Annotated in this window: 19 protein-coding genes and 2 pseudogenes; 4 read left to right on the forward strand and 17 right to left on the reverse strand. The window is 58.4% G+C overall.

The genetic code is table 11. From position 1 onward, the window contains the following. Window positions 1-5: 5 nt before the first annotated feature. The 3 genes from copC to P3W85_RS14525 form a co-directional block, all read right to left on the reverse strand. The gene (gene copC / locus P3W85_RS14515; RefSeq protein WP_276265297.1) at window positions 6-392 is read right to left on the reverse strand and encodes a copper homeostasis periplasmic binding protein CopC; all 387 of its coding nucleotides are present in this window, start codon (window positions 390-392) and stop codon (window positions 6-8) included. 38 nt (window positions 393-430) lie between these two features. Next, window positions 431-1,378, reverse strand: coding sequence for a copper resistance protein B (locus P3W85_RS14520; protein WP_430869550.1), 948 nt, complete (start codon window positions 1,376-1,378; stop codon window positions 431-433). A 212-nt stretch (window positions 1,379-1,590) separates the two neighbouring features. Further along, the gene (locus tag P3W85_RS14525; RefSeq protein ID WP_276265299.1) at window positions 1,591-3,453 is read right to left on the reverse strand and encodes a copper resistance system multicopper oxidase; all 1,863 of its coding nucleotides are present in this window, start codon (window positions 3,451-3,453) and stop codon (window positions 1,591-1,593) included. 203 nt (window positions 3,454-3,656) lie between these two features. Between P3W85_RS14525 and P3W85_RS14530 the strand changes: the two genes are divergently transcribed. Beyond that, window positions 3,657-4,343, forward strand: a complete 687-nt coding sequence (locus P3W85_RS14530; RefSeq protein ID WP_276265300.1) for a heavy metal response regulator transcription factor — start codon at window positions 3,657-3,659, stop codon at window positions 4,341-4,343. Beyond that, window positions 4,340-5,752, forward strand: coding sequence for a heavy metal sensor histidine kinase (locus P3W85_RS14535; protein WP_276265301.1), 1,413 nt, complete (start codon window positions 4,340-4,342; stop codon window positions 5,750-5,752). The genes P3W85_RS14530 and P3W85_RS14535 overlap by 4 nt, the downstream gene beginning before the upstream one ends. 159 nt (window positions 5,753-5,911) lie before the next feature. On the opposite strand, the gene P3W85_RS14540 is transcribed toward P3W85_RS14535, so the two are convergent. The 14 genes and pseudogenes from P3W85_RS14540 to P3W85_RS45525 all read right to left on the reverse strand — a co-directional run bounded on the left by P3W85_RS14540 (window position 5,912) and on the right by P3W85_RS45525 (window position 17,465). Further along, window positions 5,912-7,450 (reverse strand): Fic family protein, encoded by a 1,539-nt coding sequence (locus tag P3W85_RS14540; RefSeq protein ID WP_276265302.1) that lies wholly within the window; start codon window positions 7,448-7,450, stop codon window positions 5,912-5,914. A gap of 524 nt (window positions 7,451-7,974) precedes the next feature. Further along, window positions 7,975-8,325: a hypothetical protein gene (locus P3W85_RS14545; protein WP_276265303.1), complete on the reverse strand. Its 351-nt coding sequence runs from the start codon at window positions 8,323-8,325 to the stop codon at window positions 7,975-7,977. A gap of 13 nt (window positions 8,326-8,338) precedes the next feature. Beyond that, window positions 8,339-9,388, reverse strand: coding sequence for a hypothetical protein (locus tag P3W85_RS14550; protein ID WP_276265304.1), 1,050 nt, complete (start codon window positions 9,386-9,388; stop codon window positions 8,339-8,341). A 666-nt stretch (window positions 9,389-10,054) separates the two neighbouring features. Then, window positions 10,055-10,345 carry an RNA chaperone Hfq gene (gene hfq / locus P3W85_RS45515; protein WP_430869547.1) on the reverse strand — a complete coding sequence of 97 codons (291 nt, stop codon included), beginning with the start codon at window positions 10,343-10,345 and terminating at the stop codon, window positions 10,055-10,057. Window positions 10,346-10,611: 266 nt separating this feature from the next. Further along, window positions 10,612-10,866 carry an Ig-like domain-containing protein gene (locus P3W85_RS14555; RefSeq protein ID WP_276265305.1) on the reverse strand — a complete coding sequence of 85 codons (255 nt, stop codon included), beginning with the start codon at window positions 10,864-10,866 and terminating at the stop codon, window positions 10,612-10,614. A gap of 58 nt (window positions 10,867-10,924) precedes the next feature. Next, window positions 10,925-11,296 (reverse strand): annotated as a pseudogene (locus tag P3W85_RS14560) (addiction module antidote protein). Between the two features lie 478 nt (window positions 11,297-11,774). Then, complete coding sequence (gene bcsP, locus P3W85_RS14565) at window positions 11,775-11,945, reverse strand: cellulose biosynthesis protein BcsP (protein ID WP_276265306.1); 171 nt, start codon at window positions 11,943-11,945, stop codon at window positions 11,775-11,777. A gap of 122 nt (window positions 11,946-12,067) precedes the next feature. Further along, complete coding sequence (locus P3W85_RS14570) at window positions 12,068-12,865, reverse strand: hypothetical protein (RefSeq protein ID WP_276265307.1); 798 nt, start codon at window positions 12,863-12,865, stop codon at window positions 12,068-12,070. A gap of 284 nt (window positions 12,866-13,149) precedes the next feature. Next, window positions 13,150-13,362, reverse strand: coding sequence for a hypothetical protein (locus P3W85_RS14575; protein ID WP_276265308.1), 213 nt, complete (start codon window positions 13,360-13,362; stop codon window positions 13,150-13,152). A 300-nt stretch (window positions 13,363-13,662) separates the two neighbouring features. Further along, window positions 13,663-13,995 (reverse strand): DMT family transporter, encoded by a 333-nt coding sequence (locus P3W85_RS14580; protein WP_276265309.1) that lies wholly within the window; start codon window positions 13,993-13,995, stop codon window positions 13,663-13,665. Window positions 13,996-14,205: 210 nt separating this feature from the next. Continuing rightward, a pseudogene (gene hfq, locus P3W85_RS45520) lies at window positions 14,206-14,388 on the reverse strand (RNA chaperone Hfq); the annotation flags it as partial. Between the two features lie 279 nt (window positions 14,389-14,667). Next, the gene (locus P3W85_RS14585) at window positions 14,668-16,386 is read right to left on the reverse strand and encodes a hypothetical protein (RefSeq protein WP_276265310.1); all 1,719 of its coding nucleotides are present in this window, start codon (window positions 16,384-16,386) and stop codon (window positions 14,668-14,670) included. 480 nt (window positions 16,387-16,866) lie between these two features. After that, the gene (locus tag P3W85_RS14590; RefSeq protein WP_276265311.1) at window positions 16,867-17,043 is read right to left on the reverse strand and encodes a hypothetical protein; all 177 of its coding nucleotides are present in this window, start codon (window positions 17,041-17,043) and stop codon (window positions 16,867-16,869) included. Window positions 17,044-17,174: 131 nt separating this feature from the next. Then, window positions 17,175-17,465 (reverse strand): RNA chaperone Hfq, encoded by a 291-nt coding sequence (locus tag P3W85_RS45525; protein WP_430869548.1) that lies wholly within the window; start codon window positions 17,463-17,465, stop codon window positions 17,175-17,177. Window positions 17,466-18,922: 1,457 nt separating this feature from the next. On the opposite strand from P3W85_RS45525, the gene P3W85_RS14595 reads away from it, so the two are divergent. Together P3W85_RS14595 and P3W85_RS14600 are read left to right on the forward strand one after the other, a co-directional pair. Next, on the forward strand, window positions 18,923-19,498 hold the full coding sequence (locus tag P3W85_RS14595; RefSeq protein ID WP_276265312.1) for a hypothetical protein: 576 nt from the start codon (window positions 18,923-18,925) through the stop codon (window positions 19,496-19,498). Beyond that, a complete protein-coding gene (locus P3W85_RS14600) occupies window positions 19,488-20,822 on the forward strand; it encodes a hypothetical protein (protein WP_276265313.1) in 1,335 nt (444 codons plus the stop codon). Before P3W85_RS14595 ends, P3W85_RS14600 begins: the two co-directional genes overlap by 11 nt. Window positions 20,823-21,141 lie beyond the last annotated feature (319 nt).

The raw sequence follows: 21,141 nt of genomic DNA on the forward strand, positions 1-21,141 counted from the left end.
GCGGATCACTTCACGGTGAACGCGATATTGCCGTTAATCGGGTGCGTGTCGGACGACACTGCACGCCAATCGACGCGGTAGCTGCCAGGCGCCAGCGTCTGGGCCGGGGTGATCACCATGGTCTTGGGATCGTCGCTGCCGGAAACCTTGGCGGCAACCTTCATCGACGCATGGTTGGCCATGCCAGGCATGCCGGTCATGACGAGGTTGGCTCCGGAGAACTGGGTCACCAGGTTCTCTGAGAATTTCAGTTCGATCTTCTGTGGCGAAGAAACTTCAGCCTTGTCGGCGGGCGAAGAAGACTCCAGCTTCGGATGCGCGAAGGCAGGGGAACTAGCCAGCACGGCAGCGACGGCCAGTGTGGCACGGATCGTGAAGCGGGGCGCTTGCATGGTGAACTCCAAATAAGAATGTGGGTTGAAAAACGTGGTTAGAACCACATGCGAACGCCCGCTACGAAACGGGTTTCGCCACTTCGGCCGCCTGAGGTGCGAACCATGTCGGCGGTATTGCCAAAGCTTTGGTACCGTTCAATGCCGATATACGGCGCGAACTGACGGCTGACCTCGTAGCGCAGACGCAGCCCCACGGCACCGCTGGACAGCCCGCTGCCCACGCCGACCTCCGGATCGTTCTTTCCGTAAAGATTGGCCTCGACTCTGGGTTGCAGGATCAGTCGCTGGGTAATCAGCAATTCATACTCGGCTGACAGGCGCAGCGCGGTGCGGCCTTCGGTGCCGATATAGCCGGTGGCATCGACCTCGAACCAGTATGGCGCCAGGCCTTGCACACCGAAGGCCAGCCAGTTCCGGGTCGGTCGGCCATAGCCGGCATCGTTGCGGATACCCAACTGTGTGTCCCAATAGGCGGAAATGGCATGGCCCCACAGCAGCTCGGTGCGGGCCTCCGGAATCCTGCGTTTCTCCGATTCACCCTCGGCCTTGATCACGAGGCGGTTAAAGCTGCTGCCGATCCACGCCTGCGCCTCATAGACAGCGGCATTGCTCTCATTTCCCTTGACCCATTCCAACCGGTCAACGAGTACTGAGGCAAACACGTGTTCGTCTGCCATGTGCAGTGAACGGTTTGGACCGATGGCATATTGGCCTACGCCGAGCTGATACCCACCCGAGTACCCATGCGGATCGCGCGCGTCCGCAGGTGCGCTCCCCCCCTGCATCTGCATGTCGCCATGATCCATGCCTTGCATTTGGCCGTGGTCCATGCCCTGCATCGAACCCATGCCTTGCATTTGGCTGTTGTCCATGCCCTGCATCGAACCCATGCCCTGCATCTGGCTGTGGTCCATGCCCTGCATCGAACCCATGCCTTGCATCTGGCTGTGGTCCATACCCTGCATCGAATCCATGCCTTGCATCTGGGCGTCCGTCGCCGCAGTGCCGCCAACCTTGTCCGAAGACTTCGATTTCGGAGCGGATTTCGCCTCCTGCGCAACGGCGAGCGGCGAAGTTTTCGCTCGAACCTCTTCGGAGTGTGAGTGCTGAGCCCAAGCCGCGCTCATGCCCGCGGACGCAAGCAAGGCGGCAAGTACTGTTCTTGTTGGTTTATCCATGTGCGTATCGGTAAAGGTCAGGCCACAACCACTTCGCGGAACATCCCGGCGTCCATGTGCAACATCAGGTGGCAATGCCACGCCCACCGGCCCAATGCGTCGGCCGTGACCAGAAAACTGATGCGTTGCGCTGGCTGCACGGCAATGGTGTGTCGTCGGGCCAAGAAGGCGCCATCCGGCGACTCAAGCTCGCTCCACATGCCATGCATGTGCATCGGATGCGTCATCATCGTGTCGTTGTGCAGAATGACGCGCAGCCGCTCGCCGTATTTAAAATGGACCGGAGTCGAATTCCCGAACTCCACCCCATCGAAGGACCAGGAGTACCGCTCCATGTTGCCGGTCAAATGCAGTTCCACTTCGCGCCCCGGACCGCGCTTGTCCAACGGGCCGCCAATGGTATGCTGATCAGCCAGTGTCAGAACGCGGCGTCCGGTGTCGCGCAAGCCAATGCCCGGGTCATCCAGATTGGTGCGCGCCATGTCGACACGCATATCGGTGGTGGCGCCGTACTCGGTCTTGGCGTGCCGAGCCTTGGTGCTAGGCACCTTCAGCGACGCCTCGGTCGCCATGCCTGCCATACCTGTCATGTCCCCGGCAGCATGCTGGCTGTGATCCATGGCTATTGCGTCATGGTTCATGCCCTGCATGGCCATGCTGCCATGGCTCATTCCGCCCATGGCGCCGTGATCCATGCCTCCCATGCCTCCCATGCTGCCCATCATGTCGGCCATGGTGAGCCACTGCGGCTTATCCACCGCGGGCACCGGCGCCGTCAGCCCGGCCCGGGTCGCCAGGGTGCCACGCGCGTAGCCGGTGCGGTCCATCGACTGCGAAAAAATGGTATAAGCCTCGTCGCGCGGCTCGACCAGCACGTCACAGGTTTCACCTGGTCCGAAGCGGAATTCGTCCACAGTCACCGGTTCAATATTCTGCCCATCGACTTGGACGACCTTGAGCTTGAGGCCAGGAATGCGCACATCGTAGAACGTGTTACCCGCGCCGTTGATAAACCGCAGACGGACCTTTTCGCCCGGCTTGAACACACCGGTCCAGTTGCCGGCCGGGGTGACGCCGTTAGTCAGGTAAGTCAGCGTGGCGCCCGAGAGATCCGCCAGATCGGTCGGGCTCATCCGCATCTCGTTCCACATCTTGCGCTTGGCGAGCGCACTCTTTATCCCTTCATTGGAGACGTCGCGGAAGAAGTCGATAACCGTCGGTTGGTTATAGTTGTAGTAATCGCTCTGAACCTTCAGTTTCGAGAGCACCCGCATCGGATCTTCGTCGGTCCAATCCGAGAGCAGCACCGTGTAATCGCGATCGGCTCGCACACCATCCACGCCAGTGGCCGGATCGATGACAATGCCGCCATACACGCCGGTCATCTCCTGGAAGCCCGAATGCGAGTGATACCAATAGCTGCCGGTCTGATCGATCTTGAAGCGGTAGGTGAAGGTCTCGCCCGGCGCGATGCCGGCAAAGCTGATGCCCGGCACGCCGTCCATCTCGAAGGGCAGGATGATCCCGTGCCAATGAATCGACGTGTGTTCGCGCAACCGGTTCGTGACCCGAATCGTCACTGTTTCGCCCTGGCGCCAGCGCAGCGTGGGCCCCGGCAACATGCCGTTAATGGTGGTGGCCACGCGCGGCGTCCCGGTGAAGTTGACCACCGACTCGCCAATCACGAGGTCGAATTCGGTTCCGCGCAGCACTGGTGCTGTGCCGGATAAGACATCTGCCGGTCGGCCTGACGGCTGGGCCCAGGCCGAACCGCCCAAGCCAGACAGCCCCGCCACCACTCCACCGGCGGCCAGGCCCTGTACAAAACGGCGGCGCTGCAGGTTAGGCAGAACAAGGCCAGACGGTCGATCACGTCGCATGAAATAGTCCTCTTTGCTTGAATGGCCGCGTCGGAAGGCGGCAGCAAGAGAGTAACGAGAGCGAGGCTACCGTCAACTTACCCAAACATTACATTCTGGTAAGGTTGGGATCATTCGGGAAGCGGCTGGGTAGACTACTCCCGCATAGAGTCGGCCCCAACGGGCAGGCACACAGTCCGAAGGAACAGGGGGGAGACTCGAAGATGAAGCTGCTGGTGGTAGAAGATGAATCCAAAACCGGCGAGTACCTGCGCCAGGGGCTGACCGAGGCTGGGTTCGTGGTCGACTTGGTCGCCAACGGGCTGGACGGACAGCACATGGCGCTTAACGAGTCGTACGACCTGATCATCCTCGACATCATGTTACCGGAGCTCGATGGCTGGCACATTCTGCAGGCAATTCGTGCCACGGACAACCCAGTGCCGGTGTTATTCCTAACGGCCCGCGACAGCGTGGCCGACCGGGTCAGGGGGTTGGAGCTGGGCGCTGACGACTATCTCGTCAAGCCGTTTGCGTTCGCGGAACTGTTGGCGCGCGTGCGCACGCTACTGCGCCGCGGGACCGTACAGCTGGCCATGGACCGCATTCAGGTGGGCGACCTCGTGCTGGATTTGGGCAGGCGCCGGGCGTCGCGGTCAGGGCGCCGCATCACGCTGACCAGCAAGGAATTCGCGCTGCTCGAGTTGTTCGCGCGCCGGCACGGTGAGGTGCTGCCGCGCTCGTTGATTGCCTCCCAAGTCTGGGACATGAATTTCGACAGCGATAGCAACGTGATCGATGTGGCCATTCGCCGCTTGCGGGCAAAGATCGACGACGACTTCGACACCAAGCTGATCCAGACCGTACGCGGCATGGGCTACGTGCTGGAAGCGCCGGAGGAGCAGCCATGACACATCGCCTGTCCCTGACGATGCGGCTGACCATTCTGTTTTCGCTTTCGTCTGCGGTGGTGTTGCTAGGGCTCGGCGTGGTCATCTGGCTGGCGATGGATCGCCACTTTGCCACCGAGGATTATGTGGTGCTCGGCGACAATATTCGCCTGATCGAAAAGATCGCGAAGGAAACGCCGGCCGAGCGATTGCCCCAGCGGCTTCAGGAAATGGTCGATCACCATCCTGGCTTCGTCGCTCAGGTGCAGACGGCACAGGGCCACAAGGTGTATGCGACCAAGGATTTCGATTTTGCGATTGCTTTCGAGGTAATCCCACGCGATTTGGCGAGTGACGATACCTTCGTCTGGCAGCAAGGCGAGCAGGAATACCGCGGCATGCGTGCGCAGGTGAGTGCGGCTGATCCGCGGATTGCGCCATTGCGCGTCGTGGTCGGCATGGACACGAAAATCCATGCGCATTTTATGCATGCGTTTCGCCATTCGCTGGCGTTCTATACGGCATTGGCGGTGGCCGCTAGCGGCCTCTTTGGTTGGTGGGCGGCGCGACGCGGACTGGTGCCCTTGCGCATGATGGCCACGCGAGCCAAGGGCGTCACGGCGAACAAGCTGGATGCGCGCATGCCGGTGGAAGCGGTGCCGGTGGAGATGGCAGATCTGGCGGCAACGTTGAATGCCATGCTGGAGCGACTGCAGGCTGATTTTCGGCGGCTATCTGAGTTTTCTTCGGACCTGGCCCACGAGTTGCGGACGCCGATTACCAACCTGATGACGCAGACGCATGTCGTGCTGTCACAGCCACGGGACGCCGCCAAGTACCGCGAGGTTCTTACCTCGAATGCCGAAGAATTGCAGCGCCTTGGCCGGATGGTCTCCGATATGTTGTACTTGGCCAAGATGGAGCACGGCATTACACTGCCCAACGAGGAAGCAATCGACGTGGCCGCTGAAGTGCAGGCGCTGTTCGAGTTCTACGATGCGCTGGCGGAGGACAAGGGCGTCAATCTGTGCCTTCGCGGTCAAGCGAAGATTACCGGCGATCATCTGATGCTGCGCCGGGCGCTCAGCAACCTTCTGTCGAATGCGCTACGCTACACGTCACCAGGCAAGGAGATCCGGGTCGAGGCGCGCGAGCAGGGCGGCAATACGACCATTGTGGTCGAGAATGAGGGCGAGGAAATCAGCGCCGAGTTGCTGCCGTTGCTATTCGACCGCTTCTTCCGTGCCGACAAGTCAAGGACGCGCGCCGATTCCGATAGCGTGGGACTGGGACTTTCCATCACGCAGGCCATTATGGTCGCACACGGCGGCTTGGTTTCGGCGGAATCGTCGGGCGGCAAAACGCGTTTCATCTTGACATTCCCGCGCCACCGAAATGTCGGTCGCAGTGGCGGGGCATCTGGAATTTGACCTCAATCGCTTCCCATTGCATGTACCGCGAGCCGGTCACCCCCGAGCAAGTCCAGAAGCAACGCGCGCAGCGACAGGCTGTGCCTATTGAGCAAGGGATGTCGATCGAAGAAAAGCCCGCTTGCGTGGGCTTTTTCTTGCGGCGGATATTGGCGAAGCTCAGATAGCAGCTGGAGGGTTCTCCATGGAAGATCGGACGAACTCAGCAAACGGCCGTATATCACCGTCGAAGCTGGCGGCATTGAGCGCTTCCATGTATTCCGCGCGGCGCGGAAGCTGGATGATCGTCCAGGGATAGCCCCCGGAGCCCAGCATCGCGTTCATCAAGAATCGGCCTAGGCGCCCGTTGCCGTCCATATAGGGATGGACGAACACGAAAACGAAGTGGCCGAGCACCGCTCGGACAGCCGCGCTCGGCTCGGCCCGGAGCTGCTTTATCAGCTCAGGCATCATTTGCCGCACGGCGTCTTTGGGCGGAGGGACGTGCTTCGCGTTCCTGATATACACCTGGTGCCCGCGGTAGCCGGCTAGATCTGCCGGGGTCAGAATCCCGGCATCGACGCTTGGAGCGAACAGCTGCCGGTACCATTGTGCATGGTCGGCTTGATACGCTTGGCCAGCATTTGCGCCGGTCAGGATCTTTTCGATGGTTCTCTTCACTTCGATGTGCGCGAGCCAATAGCCTCGCGCCGCCATCGCGTTCTTCGCGTCCTTGTCGGACTGGGATTCCTCGGGATGCCAATCACCGTTCGCCACTTTGCTGATCATCGCGTCGGAGACCTTGTAGCCTTCGATTGACAATGAGTGATATGCGTCCGTCTTGTAGACATCCTCCAAGGCACTCAAATAACCGGCCACGTCAGCAGGCAATCCGGGCTCCGGCGGGAAAATTTCCAGCACCCGCTCTCGCATATCCGCCCACATGAGCCGCACCCGCAGGGCCGCTGGCCCCGCCGCATCCTCGGACGAGATGGTATGCACAAACTCGAAGGGGTTTACCTCCGGCGCTGTATAGCCAGCCGCCTGCATCACGCCCAAGATGTCGTCCGCAATATCCTGGCGCCCTATGGCTCGAAACGCGCCAGCCAAGCGTCCCGCGAAATGGCTTCGTCCTTCTTCGAGAAGCACTCGGTTTAGTTCAGACGCGTCCGGTATCTGAGCGAGCACGATTTGCGCATCGCGCGGATAGCTTCGATAAAACGGTTGCTCGACTCGGCTGAGAGCCGTGGGTAGCCTCAAAACGGAGATGCCACGGACCTTTGTTAGCGCATCGACTGACGGCATAGCCTTCACCCTTAGGTCGAAGAGCGAATACCCATCCGGCAGCCGGATGTTGTTGTTGCTGCCCGTAAGGCTGTGGATGACGAATTGCTTGGGCAACACCGTTGTTCCCGCATGTAGCAAGATGGAGAGGTCCGGGGAGGCGTGCCAGTCGTTGCCAAAGCGGTGGGTTGCGTATGCTGCTAGGAAACTATCCATTGCCGCATACCAGGGGGTCGTATCTCCGGGCTTTTCTTCGGGCCGGCTCGCCATGTACCAACCTTTGATGACGGGCTGTATGAAGCCAGCCTTCTGGAGGGATTCGCGGTGGCGCCGAGAGAATTCGTCAGTCTGGAAGACGGAGGATCCCTTGTCTTGAAGCGCCTTAAGCGCCGCAAGTGCCTCGCTAAGTTGCCGTGTTGCTGGCGAAGTTGCCATCTCTCACCCTATGAAAGTGCGCTATGAGGCTAATAAATTGTTTTGCAAGTATTTTGTGTTTTGGTTATACACGTATTTTTTGTGATTCTATCACAAGTATTCTGTGATTTGTAGTGACAAGTATATTGTGTCATGTCAGGACACGTGAATTACGTCTAGGTTGCCTAAGGAGCGTCTCAGCCTGTCGAGGAAGGAGTTGCGGCCTGGTGCCTGCGCAGGGATGCCTGACGGTCTCCCGCGGCCGTCCAGGCGGGCAAAGACGGTCGCAAGCTCGCTGGGAGGCGGCGGTACAGGTGCCGCCGGCGGGGCAACCTTCGGGGCTGCGGGAGAGCGGGGTGGTGCGGGACACGGCTCGGCCGCTGGGACGGGCGCTGGCGACGGCCGTGACCGCAAACTGCCTGACCGCATCGCCTTTTCCGGTAGTCATTCCGCGAATAGATTGCAGCAACTCTGTAGCCAGAACACGCTCGGCGTTGCGAGTCAACAGATCGCCCACCATCGGTGGGACTGCCGCTGCGGTGGCGCTACAGCGCGGCAATCAGAGCGGCGACATTAGCGGCGACTTTGCCGAGTTTGACCAGCGCATCGGTGACGTCTGCCACTTTCCTCGCGGTTTGGGCTGCGGCTAGGGCCTCCTCACCAGCCTTTTCCAACTGGTCTACGGAGGGCCGTACCGTTGTCAATGCGCTTTTGAGCATTGCAGTTTGTGCAGCAGTCACTGCAGCCTCCGCCTTGGCCAACTCTTCCTTTGCAACGTCATGAATTTCATCGCTCAGCGTTTCATCGTCGCGGACTTTCCTAACCATTAGCACCACGTGCCGAAGTTGCGCGAGAAGGAGAGCATTCTGGAAAATCTGTGCTTCGTTGACTGCCATGATTGCTCCTAGATTACTGCTTTCCGGCTACTGCCGCGTCGGCGCTGCTTGCCTTGCCGGCATCGCCTTTGGCGGCGCCGGCGCTCACTGCGTCATCTTGGTGCTTGTGCCGAACCACGCCGCCGGCCAAATTGTCGAGCCGTGCTTTGAGCGAGGCCAAGTCCTGCCGAATGGCTTCGGCTTCGTCATCGGCGGCCTTCTTTGCCACGGCCGCGTCATCGAACAGCACTCCCCGTTGGAAGACCAGCAGGTATTGGTCGTTAAGCTTGGAAGGCACCGTCTTTATGCCGGCGGCGGTCAGGTAGTCCTGCATAGGCGTTGCGTCGTCAAGCATGCCCGCCTCAGAGAGCTGGGCCCGGATCGCGGCCCGCTTGGCCGCCCGATCCTCTATCACACTTGCCACCGGGACCTTGGCGTAGGCGATGTAATCCGAGAAGTACTCCGCGAGTGGCGCCGCGCTCTTCGCGAAGGCTTTCACGTCTTTTGCCCGAATCGCGTCCGAAACACCTGCGGCGATCGACCCGATCTTCTTCTTGTCGTCGTCCGTCAGCTTCTCTTTGATGACCCTGGACGACTGCAGCAAACTCGCTGCTGTCTCCACGTCCTCAGCGACATCAGCAGCTGCCTTGCCAATGTCTTCTCCGGCAAGCTTGCCCATGGACGTGAAAGCTTTGGTGAACGCATCCGCCACCTTGACGCTGTCCTGGAGCACTTCGATCTGAGCGCGTTCACCGCCCCTGCCGTCGCTCCCGTCGAGGCACACCTTGTATTGGCTCGCGGCCTTGTCCGCCGCAGCCTTGAACGCTGCCGAATCGAGCGGTGGCGCATGGTTGTGTTTGGCCCGTGCACTATCCTGCAACGATGCCTCAAGGCGATCGTCAGCGCACCGTCCCTTACGCGCGGCGATTCCCTTAGCGAAGTACGAGCTCATCCGGGCGCCGACGGCCTGGCCTTGCGAGCTCACCTTTGCCGCGTCATCCAGGTAGTTGCAGCCACCGAGACTAGATACAGCGACGCCGGCGAGTAAGGTCGTAAGCCATAAATTCCGAATTGCGTTCATCATTCTTCGCGGGAAACCTCAGCGGTAAGGCTGGAGAGGGATAGCGCACGACGCGATGCGCCGCCCCTTCTGTCCGCTCTCCTTTGCGATATGCGCTACTAGTGAGTAACCGTATCCGTCGCGGGGTGATGGAGCCGCCGCACATCCAACCATCGGCATTTCTGCCGCAGCGGCTCAGTCGTCGCGATGACCAGGATCATTCTTAATGACCCACCGGACCGCGGTAACGAGGGCGGCGATGAGACCGGCAACGTATCCTGCTGCAGCTGCGAATTGCATCTTGAACCCCGTTAACGACAAATTATGAGGAACGACAGGTTGGGAAACTATTGCCCGTGAGAGGGGATCTCTGAGACTACGGAGCTAGTCAGCCTGCATGAGCAACTCGTGTGCCTTGGCCTTCTGCCTGCGCTGATGATCCTCCTGCTCTGCGATCACGCGCAAGGTCGCCTGCTTGAGCAGAGAGCCGTCAGTTAGCACTGAGGCGAACGATCTCAATTCCTCTAGCGAAATTCGAACCGGTTGGCTATCTGGCTGCATGTCGATTCTGCTTGAGAGCGAAAGGAAACTATTGGCCGCAAAGCACGGACTTGCAAGCTGGGCAACTTTAAAGGTAGGCAGATCCTCAAAACTCTGCGCTTGAAATAATTTGATGCTGACTCGCCGTCGTCAGCTTTGTATGGGACGGCGCGTTCGAATGACCACGGTGGGTGCCTTGGGATCGCTCTCGGAACCCGCGCCCGGCGGCCGGACAGGACCTTCCAATTGGACGGACGTGATGGCGTGCTTGTAAATCGCGTGTAAGCCGTCCGTCGTGTTCAGTAGCACAACAAAATTGTCGAACGACTCGATTGAACCTGCCAACCTGACGCCAGAGACCAGATAGACTTTGACACGCTTCTGCCGTTGCCGCGCGGCGTTTAGGAGCCAGTTCTGTGGGCCGACAGCGAAATTTTCCATTTTAGGCTGGATGACTGGCAAAAGAAGTCGCCGCCCTAGGATCGGCAACTTAACGGTGTTTCGACCGGACGGGGGTCTGGCGACGAATCCAGCATAGACGATTTAATGCGATCCCGATTCCAGCGTTGGTAGGGATTAATACAATGCGCTATCCATATATTGATGGCGTAAATGAGATGGAGAACGTTTGCTTTTGGCTGCGAAATCCTTAACGCAGAAATGGAAAAGCCCGTCGATGCCGGCCTTCCAAAACGCAGAACCGTCGCTCACTGAGTGGTGAAGCTCCAAGTCTTGTTGATCGGCTGGCCGTTGTTCGTGCCAACCAGCTTGGCGGTGTACGTCGTCTTGGCCGCCAGCGGCGCGTCGGGGATTAGCGCCACCACGTTGCTCGACAGCATCTTGTTCGGGTCTGTCGCGCTCGTGAGCAGTATCGCCTTGAGCGCCGCTGTTCCACCGGCGGGGGTGAGCGAGAACTCCGAAACGGTGAGGGTCTGATTGACCCTCACCGATGCGATGATCACTCGACCGGGGCGATTGGTTGAGAAATCGCGCCCTGGGATTGGGCTTGGCGTCTCGCCGTCATGGATTCGAGTCACCCCCGAGCGCAGCACACACCCGGCTTACCGTGTCGAAGCGAGGTGCGCTGTCCGGCCGCAATGCTTTGTACAAGGCCTCGCGGTAACACCGGCTGACTTGGCGATCTCAGCCATTCCCCGGGGCACGCGCAATGTCGCCGAGTGCGGCCGCGAGGAGGGACGCATCATTTGCTTCCAGAATATCTGTTGGATATCCGGCGATCGCCGCCTCGCTGTCGAGATACGGCGCTGCGTCGAAGTTGGGGAGATGTTCCACGTTGATGCGTCTACTCATGTCCCCTACAACGCCAAGGTCGGCGAGGATCGATATTGCCGAGCGTTCCAGCGCAAGACGCTCTGCTTGACGGGACAGCATCCACCCATCGATCAGGAATACGCACGCTACAAAGACCCGGAGCTGACGCCATGGCTCTCCGAGGTCCCGTCGCAAGTGCTGCGCAATGGCGCGGTACGCTGGAAGCAGGCCTACAGCCGCTTCTTCCAGAAGCTCGGTGGCCGACCAACGATTCAGCGCAAAGTCGGGCCGTAATCGGTCTGGCTCACGAGCGAGCTGTTCTCGTTCCAACCGATTGCCGACACGCCGACCGGCGAGACACGCTATCGCCTGCACGTCGGCAAGGGCAAGTTCCCAGTGGGCGAGATCGCCTATACAGCGCACCGTCCCCACGCGATGCCGGCGAGTATCACGCTGACGATTGACGCCGGCCGCTGGCACGTCTCGTTCAGCACAGATGACGGACCGCCGGCGGTGACGCCAGAAGAGGTCGCGGCCGAGTTGGCTACATGGTCCGAAGGCGAGCTGCGCACCGCCGCGGTTGGCGTCGATCGGGGCATCACGGTGCCGGTCTATGCGGCAGCTCGTCCCATAGCTCAGCGCCCATTGAGGCCAACAGCGGCCAGCGCTCACGCGCCTGCAGGACCGAATCCTCACGCACGATTTGGCGATAGTCTTGGGGGTTGTCGCCAATGCGCTGGAACAGTTTCGATAGATCGTCGGAGTACATCGAAGAATTTCCTCGGTTGGGATTGAGGCTTAGCGAAATTGTCCGCTCGTCCCGTGCCTTCGCAACCGAAGCAATACCCCGCATCGATGGGGATGGTCCGCATCCCCCGCAGCTTGTCGGGCCTACGCTGTAACAAAAGGGGAACGCCCGAGATCATTCACGTGCCCGTCCGGCACGCTGGCGAAATTCTCTGCCAGCCACCGGCGATTGACGCTGATTTCTTCGCTCGTCTCCAGAAACGCCAGTTCCTCCGGGCGCAATAGCGTCAGGGCCACCATGCGCACCTCGCCGTACGGCGTATCAAAAGTGGCAGGCACCGATTTCGCCGGTAGCCCGATGAGCACTCCGGCCTTGCCCTCTCCCGACAGCCATTCCAATGGGAGGCCCTTTACCTCCAACAGCATCGAGAGCACTCCATACCGTGCCAATAGGTCGAGACACTGGCCGTGGCTCGCTACGTTCTGGCTCACCTGATACGTCAGATCGAACAGCCACGAACGCGACATCTCTGCGATCTGCCCTCGGGCCTCCGCGAACACCTCAATTCCGAATCCGAGCGCTACCGGCGCAGCATTCGTCTGCTCAAACGGATCGGACAGGCCGTTGCTTGCCACGGCGGTCGAATCTGGCCTACGGATCACGCTCCAAGCTTGCCGCAGTGCCGGCCACGTCGGGCCGCCCATGAGAGCCGGATTGATCAGGGGCGCTAACACATCGGGTTCAAGCGCGCCGAGGCTGGCGTAGAACGCGTCTCGAGAGTTGGCAGTTGCTTCCAGCATTGCTTGCGTCGCGGCATCGCAATTGTCGCCAATACCAGTCGTCACTGGCGCGGCAGCGGACCCCAGAGCAGGATCCGGTGCGTGCGCATCCTGCTTCGTGTTTTGCTGCATTTCCCCCAACAGCCTTTCCCACCAGCGCATCTTTCCATCTCCGTGGCATGTCGAAGAATACCTTGCATCGTCTCCGCGCGGCGCAAGCGAAGGGCGATCCAGATTGCAGAAAGAGCGAGCGAATGTTGCTCGGGCAGCAATCGCCGATCCTCCAGCCGCTCAGTCGTCGCGATGACCAGGATCATTCCTAATGACCCACCGGACCGTGGTAACGAGGGCGGCGAGGAGAACGGCGACGTATCCTGCAGCAGCTGCGATTTGCATACTTGACTCCGCTCGAGACAGATTATGAGGAACGACCGGTTGGGAAGCTACTACTTGCGAGAGACGATCTTTGCGAGTGCGGAGCTGGTCGGCTCCGGATTCAGTCGATCGTGTGCTTTGGCCTCCTGCCGGCGCTCGCGATCCTCTTGCTCAGCAATGACGCGCAAGGTGGCCTCCTTGAGCAGGGACCCGTCAGTCAGAGTGGCGGCGAACGATCTCAATTCCTCGAGCGAAATTCGAACCGGGTGGCTATCTGGTTCCATGTCGACTCTGTGTTGGAGCGTAAGGAAACTATTGTCCTCAACGCAAGGCACTTGCAAGTGCGATTGCCTTAATGGTGCGCAAATATCACAAATCTTGCGCAAGCGAGATTTTTTTCTGCGGGCTGGCCGCCCTCATTCTCGTATCGAACGGCGTTTTCGCACGACCACGACCGGCGTCTTGGGATCGCTCTCGGCGCTCTTGCTCGCCGGACGGACAGGATCGTCCAACTGGATGGACGTGATGGCGCGCTTGTAGATCGCTATTTGTGCGCTGACCTGATGCAGGTACTGCGTTCGCAATTATCGCGCGCTGACATTTAGAGTGACGACTCCGATCACGATGAAGGCGAAGCCCAGCAGGCGTACGGCATGGGCCGGTTCGTTGAAGTAGAGCATCCCGACCAGCGCGGTAAGCGCCGTGCCTCTACCGGCCCACACGGCATAGGCGAGGCCAACTTCGAGGTGCCTCGCCGCCAGGGACATGAGCCAGATTGCCGCGCCATACAACAGGAAAACGGCGACGGACGGAAGCGGGCGGGTGAATCCGTCTGCGAAGCGCAGCGCGATTGTGCCTGCAACCTCCGCAACGACACTGGCTGCGATGAGCAACCACGGGAAGACCTGTGAGTTCATGGCGCACCGTCTCAAGTTGCGCGCTTGTACCGAGCGCGATCATGAGATTGGGAGCGGTACCCCAGGGAAGCAAACATCTTATCTCATGCGGGCCTGCCGTCCTCAGTCTCTTATGAGACGGCGCTTTCGCACGACCACGATCGGCGCCTTGGGATCGCTCTGGGAGCTCTTGCTCGCCAGATGGCCAGGGTCGTCCAACTGGGCGGACGTGATCGCGTGCTTGTAGATCGCGTGCATGCCGCCAGGTGTGTTCAGTAGCACGACTAGTCTGTCGAACGACTTAATCTTGCCAAGCAACCTCGCACCGGATACGAGATAGACCTGCACACGCCTTCGTTCCTTGCGCGCGGTGTTTAGGAGCCAGTCCCGGGGACCAACGGCGACATGTTGCATTTGATGCTGGTGCTTAACGAAAAAAAGTCGCCGTCCAGGGAGGGGGTGGCGACTTAAAGGAGCGTCGACCGAGCCGGGGAGCCTAGCGACGAGTCCAGCATAGACGATTTGATGCGATCTTTTTTCCGCCTTTCGCGGGGATTAATTTTCTGCGTAATTTCTATATTGGTAGCGCAAAAAGAGATGCCAATATTTCGAGTTGGACTTGCGAAGCGGGTATGAGCGAGACGGCGGTACTGTCGGCTGGATCACAGCGTTGGGCGCCGCCCGTCCCAATGACTAGAGTCTGAAAGCGGGGTTCCAGTTTCGGTTTTGCGCCTTGTAAATGAGGCCAAGGGCTCCCGTTGTGTCGGTATAAAACAACTCCAATTGATTCTCTAGAGGCTGAAATTTCACTCCCAAGGCACTACCTGGTTGTGCGGCACCTCCAGCCGTGAGAGGAACGAGCGGCTTCCAAGCGCCATTTTGTGCCTTCCAAAGCAAATTGACCGCACCGTTTGCGCCGATGGTAAAGACTTCAAGCTGGTTATTGGGTGGGTAAAACGACGCAACTACCTCCTTTCCCGGAACGCCGGCTTGCGGCGGACTGATGCCAACAGGCGGATTCCAAGCACGGTTCTGCGCTTTCCAAACGACGTTTACCTTCCCCGCATTATCCACAAAAAAGGCTTCGAGTTGATTGTTTGGCGGGTAGAACTGCAGAGTGATTCTTGCGCCGGCAGGCGTGATATTGCCGGGCGAAATACCGACCGGTGGGTTCCATGCCCCGTTATTAGCCTTCCAGGCGACACGGATACCTCCATCATTTGCTGCAAACAGCGCTTCAAGCTGGTTGTTAAGCGGATAGAATGCTGCACTAATACCGCCGCCTGACGGAGCTAGGTTTGGCGCGCTAATCTTTGCCGGTGGCTTCCATTGCCCGTTCTGAGCTTTCCAAAGAACACTCAGAGCTCCATCTACCCCAACATACAAAACCTCAAGTTGATTGTTCAGTGGATAATAAACGGCACTTAGGTCGCCTCCGGCGCGCAACGTGTTGGGTGGAGTGAGGCGGATCGGCTCGGACCAAGCGCCATTATTGGCCTTGTAGGATACGTAAATGGCTCCATCATTTCCTGCATAAAACGCTTCCAATTGGTTTCTCAACGGGTAGTTAACAACAGAAATATGAGCATTACGCGGAAGAAAATTTGGCGCAGATAGAAATACCGGTCCTTTCCAAACTGAATTGTTTATTTTCCAAACGAGGCCCAGCGCACCCGTGGGACTTACAAAAAGTGTCTCTAGCTGCTTACTATCCCCAGAAATATAAGATGCCATTGAAGGCCCAGCGCCGGGAACGGGTGCAGGCCCCTTACCGTACAGAATGTTGGCGCCGCTCCTATCAAGGTCGCTGAGTTGCCCGTTACCATTCCAATTAGGATTGCAGTAATTCATGACCGAAGCAGTGTCGTATGGCGTGACGTTGAAATCAGGATCTGTACCCTGGTGGGCCAAGGTACAGTTGAACCTATCCGAACGGTTGTGTTCATGGGCTATGCCAAGGGCATGACCAAACTCATGTATCGCAATAGCCTCGATGCAGAACTGGGTTCTTGGTTGACAAAAGGCGCTACTGAACGTGTTGAATGTGAAGTTAAGTTGCATACCGTTGGCCTTGCCGTCAAGGTGGTTCCCCAAGCCCTCGGTGTGTGGGTTATTGTCAATGATCTGTATGCGTATACCTCTGGAATTGGCGGCGCATTGTCCCCATCCAGTAAAACGGACGGCAGAGGCTGTTTCCCACGTGCGTTGCACGGCCTGCTGCACCCAGCCGCGCTGCTGTCCATCATTGCCGGGGTTTTCCCAGCAGACCGGGATCTGGTCTGAAGGCCAAACGCTTTGTCGTTGAACGCTGAGCGGTTCCCGCGCAGTTCCTATTGTTTCCGCGCGAGAATTTGCCGCCACCGTGAATAGCCAAAAAACAAAAAGTAGGGCAGTTTTTAGTTGGTGACTCATGATATTCTCCAGTCGCGCCCCGGTAGTCGGAGTAGCCGAGCAGTCTCGGAGCGTCGGACGTGCTCGGCTGTGACCTAAGACGCCCAGGAGTAGGCCTAGTTATGGGCTGTTCAACTCGCTCCGCATAAATCTAAGCGACAAAGGCAGCCTGTCAAATTAGATATAATTTACATCAGATGTTATGGATTTGAATTTCGTGTCAATGATGAAACTTTTGGCGTGAGACAGAAAGCCTAAATGCCCTCTCCCGAGCGCGCCAAGTAAGTGTATGCGCGGCTACGGCCGGACCAATCAAGTGAATGATTTATCGTTAAGACTTCCGTGGAAGACGTCGCCTGAGATAATGAACGCGATGGCGCTCGCTGCAGCTTCGCCAATAAGTACGATCTGAGGTGCGGAGGTGCATGCAGTAGCTGTTGCGAATAGCATAGTCGGCTCCACCTGTGCGAGAGGTGGATCCTCGCGGCACGTCTTGCCCGCTTAGTCGGGCTGCATGCGCAGCTCCAGCGCTTTCGCCTCCTGCCGGCGCTCACGATCCTCTTGCTCAGCAATGACGCGCAAGGTGGCCTCCTTGAGCAGGGACCCGTCAGTTAGCGTGGCGGCGAACGATCTCAATTCCTCGAGCGAAATGCGAACCGGGCGGCTATCTGGCTCCATGTCGATTTTGCTTGAGGGCGAAAGGAGACTATTGGCCGCAACGCAATGCCTTGCAAGCGCTGTGGCCGTAATGGTGCGCAAATTGCAAAAATTGTGCGCATGCGAGATTTCTTGCTGCGGGCCGGCCGTCCTCACTCTCGTATGAGACGGCGCTTTCGCACGATAACGACCGGCACCTTGGGATTGCTACCGGAGCTCTTGTTCGCCAGAAGGCCAGGGTCGTCCCACTGGACGGACGTGATGGAGCGTTTTTCGATTGTGTGCATACCGCCAGTTGTCTTCAGCAGGACAACTAAGTGGTCGAACGACTTGACCGTACCAACCAACCTGACGCCGGATACCAGACAAACCTGAACAAGTCTTCGCTCTTTGCGCGCGGCATTGAGGAGCCAATTCTGGGGACCGAGTGCGACATGTTGCATTTGGATCTGTACCGACTAACGAAAAAAGTCGCCGTCCAGGGAGGGGCCGGCGACTTAAAGGAGTGTCGACCGAGCTGGGGGGCCTAGCGACGAATCTAGCATAGACGATTTGGCGAGATATCTATTCCAGCTTTGGAGGGGACTAATACAATGCGCCAACCATACATTTCTGGCGCAAAAGAGACGGAAGCCGTTTGCTTTTGGCAGAGCAATACTCATTGCAGAAAAGGAAGAGCCCGCCGAAGCGGGCCTTCCAGGACTCTACGACGACGCTCACAAAGTCGCGAAGTTCGAGTACGAGCGAACTAGACGGGTTTTCAGCGGCCAGGGGCGGAAAGCAAGGATCCAGATGCAGATCAATGGGCCGACTAGGGGGAGCAGCGCTATCAAGGCATAGTACCCGCCAAAGCGAGCGGCTATGAAGACTTTTCTGAACGGGAGGAACCACGATGCTTCGAAAAGAAGTAATCCTAAAAGATAAATCATCACAGCTGCATTTCCCGCATCTTGTTGATATTGCGAAAAGGAGGGGTGTAGGCGCAGGGAGTTGACCTACACCCGCGAAAACGGCAACACCGAAGGGTTTATCCTGTTGCCGCCCGGAAGTTTGCCGCATCGCAGCAGTCTCCATGCCCCTATTAAGTGGCGGGCATCGATCGGAGGGGTACGTGCGCACAGCAGCACTTTTCGCGTCTACCCTCGAAAGGAAAAGGCCTGCCGAAGTGGGCCTGGGACCTACATGACGAAGGGCTTCGTCGCATCGCGAGTAACCAATCGCCCGTGACGACACAACATTGAACTCAGATTATCTAGTACGCGCACTAGCTGTCGCAACAGCGCAGCCTTTTACATCGTCGTCACAAAGACCGGTACTGTAAGCAGGAATGGTCGCCTAATCTAAAAGTGCCGCAGGACCATGTGGCACCTTCTACGTCCATCGTGGCGTATGGGTGGAGTCGGTAGCCGGAAGCTGGAAGCCTCCCGCTGGTGGTACCCGCCGCCGCCTGATATCTCCTGGCATCACCACGGCCCGCTTCGGCGGGCCGTGTTCTTTCCAGAGCGTGAGCTTGTTGACGATTCCCACGACGAGCCAATTCCGACGTCACGCTCACCACAATACCCCAAATCCTCCCTGGCCTAACGCCTTCTGGATCTTCTGGACCGTCTTTTTCTGGCCGAGCGAGTACACATCCCAGATCGCAGCGGGAATCCAGCCGATCAGCGTGCTATCCAAAAACCGCACCGCCGCTCACAGCGTTGTGAAGCTCTAGATCTTGATTCGGTACCGTATAGGCACGAGCCTGCCAAGCCACTTGTCCGTTGGAGAGTCTGCTCCTGAGAGTTATTTTCCCCCGCTAACGTTGGGAGCGGTATCAGGTGGTTTTTCGTTACAGTGTTAGCGGTATGGAGCACTGAATGGCTATCGCAAGAATGGCCGAAACCACAGGGAGGAACTCATGAGGCTAAGACACCTCGTCGGCGCCGCTATGGCGGCTGCCGCGCTTTCGGCATGCGGAGGCGATGACACGAACGGCACGTCGCAAGGTAATCCATCAGCCGGTGGCAATCCGCCATCCGGCGGCGGTGCGCAAACACAATTGAGTACAGCAGACAAGATCAAAGCGCTTGAGCAAGCAGGAAAGCTACCAACGCTGGATCGCTCGTCGGATGTCAAAGGTCCTGATTTGAATGCGAACGGGATACGAGATGACATCGATGTCTGGATCGAGAAGCAGGGTCTCGGCAACGCTGAAAAGAAGGCGGTACAACAACTCTCCCGCGGACTTCAGGTGGCGCTTCTGGTCGACCTAACCAATCCGACTGCCATACGGGATGCGGCGACAGCGAACAATCTCGCTGTCAAGTGTGTGATCACCCGCAGCCCGGACGCCGGGAGTGGATACAGGACCGTTACCGATCTGGAAAAGATCACGGCTAACACCAAGTCACGGGTTAAGGCGTACCTGGCCTACAACGCCACGCTGGACGGCACCGTTTCAAAATCCCCGGAAGGAGACGGCTGTGCAGAATAGATGCAAGTTTTTCCGCAAGTTGGTGGCATCGTTGCTGGCACTCTTTGTCTCGATGCCGTTACAGGGGTACGCGCAGACCTCCAATACAGACTTATGCGCACCGAGCGGATATGTCCTTGGCTTCTTCAACGGTGTCTGGAATACTCGTTTGCAGGCAGAAGCCGGCCGGGAGGTGCTCGCCCGAACCGTAGGCCCTAAGTATAAGAACGAGGCGATCGAACCCGAACTCTTCTACAACACCTCTGGCACTGAGCCCAGCCGAAAATGGGTCAGCGGCTGGGAGGACATAGCGGAAGTATTCGATCAACGTTCTGCCGAAATGGACGGTATTCTGGGCACACGCTGGGAACTGTTCTGGGAAGTGTTGGGTGGAGATCAATCACTTTGGGATACGTTATCGGGTACCATATCGAGCGTAGAGGCTTTGAAGGCCGCTCTTATTCAAGTGATGCAGGCTAGGGCGGTCGCAACCCTCAGCGGCCTAGCCAGTAGCCCCCCCACAGCCGGTGATTATGCAATCCATGAGACACGGATCAAGGCATTGGCCACCGAGCGCAAGAAACTCCTCTTCGTAGCGCACTCCCAGGGCAATTTCTTCGTGAACAATGCCTACCAAGTGGCGCTTGGTCAAGTGAAGTCCAATAACGTCAAAGTTGTCCATATCGCACCAGCCTCAGGTACGTTGAATGGCCCTCATACGCTAGCCGCTATCGATCTAGTGATCAACGGCCTGCGCTTAACGCCTGGCAGCACGATTCCTGGGATCAATAGCTTCATTCCGCCAGCCCTTATTAAGGATTGGTCCGGGCACAAACTAGTCGAGACCTACCTCGATAGATCTCGTACTGCGCACGGCATGGTCCGCGAACAAATGCTGGCGGCTCTTGATGGCCTTGAAACGCCGGCCACGACCGGGAGTTCAGGTTTCTTCACCGTCACACTTACATGGGATGGCCCGGGAGACGTGGATCTGCACTCCTTCGAGCCAAATGGTTCGCATGTCTTCTACTCAGCGAGGGCCGGCACCGCGGGGTTCCTCGACGTGGACAACGTAGTGGCGAATGGTCCGGAGCACTACTATGCGAGCTGCGATGCATCGAAGCTGCTTACCGGCAAATATCGCTTTGGCATCAACAACTACGCTCGCGCGGCAGGAAGAACTGCCACGGTGCAGATCGCGAGTGCAGCCAACGGGGAGCTTCTGACAAAGGTGCTTGGCGTTGGCCCGGTGCTTGGTTCCGGTGGGAACAGCTCACCAATCCCCGTGTTTGAAGTCGTGATTAGCAAAGACCTAGCCGGGAAATACTCCATCGCTGCAAACTAGTACCAGCGCGGGGCCGCAATCCGGCCCCGCTGGAGTGAATACGCGCTTTGGACAGATCAAGCGTGACGCACCGAAGAAGAAGCCCGCCGAAGCGGGCCCGGGACCTACATGACGAAGGGCGTCACCGCATCGCGAGTAACCAATCGCCCGTGACAACACAACATTGAGCGCCGATTATCTAGTGCGCGCACCGGCTGTCGTAAAAACGTAGCCTTTTGCATCGTCGTCACAATGACCGGCACTGCAAGCAGGAAAGGTGACCTAATCTGAAAGTGCCGCTGTGCCACGCGGCACGTTCTACGTGCATCGTGGCGTAGGG

The sequence above is a fragment of the Cupriavidus basilensis genome, from assembly GCF_029335485.1.
In the GTDB taxonomy this organism is placed as follows: Bacteria; Pseudomonadota; Gammaproteobacteria; order Burkholderiales; family Burkholderiaceae; genus Cupriavidus; species Cupriavidus basilensis_E.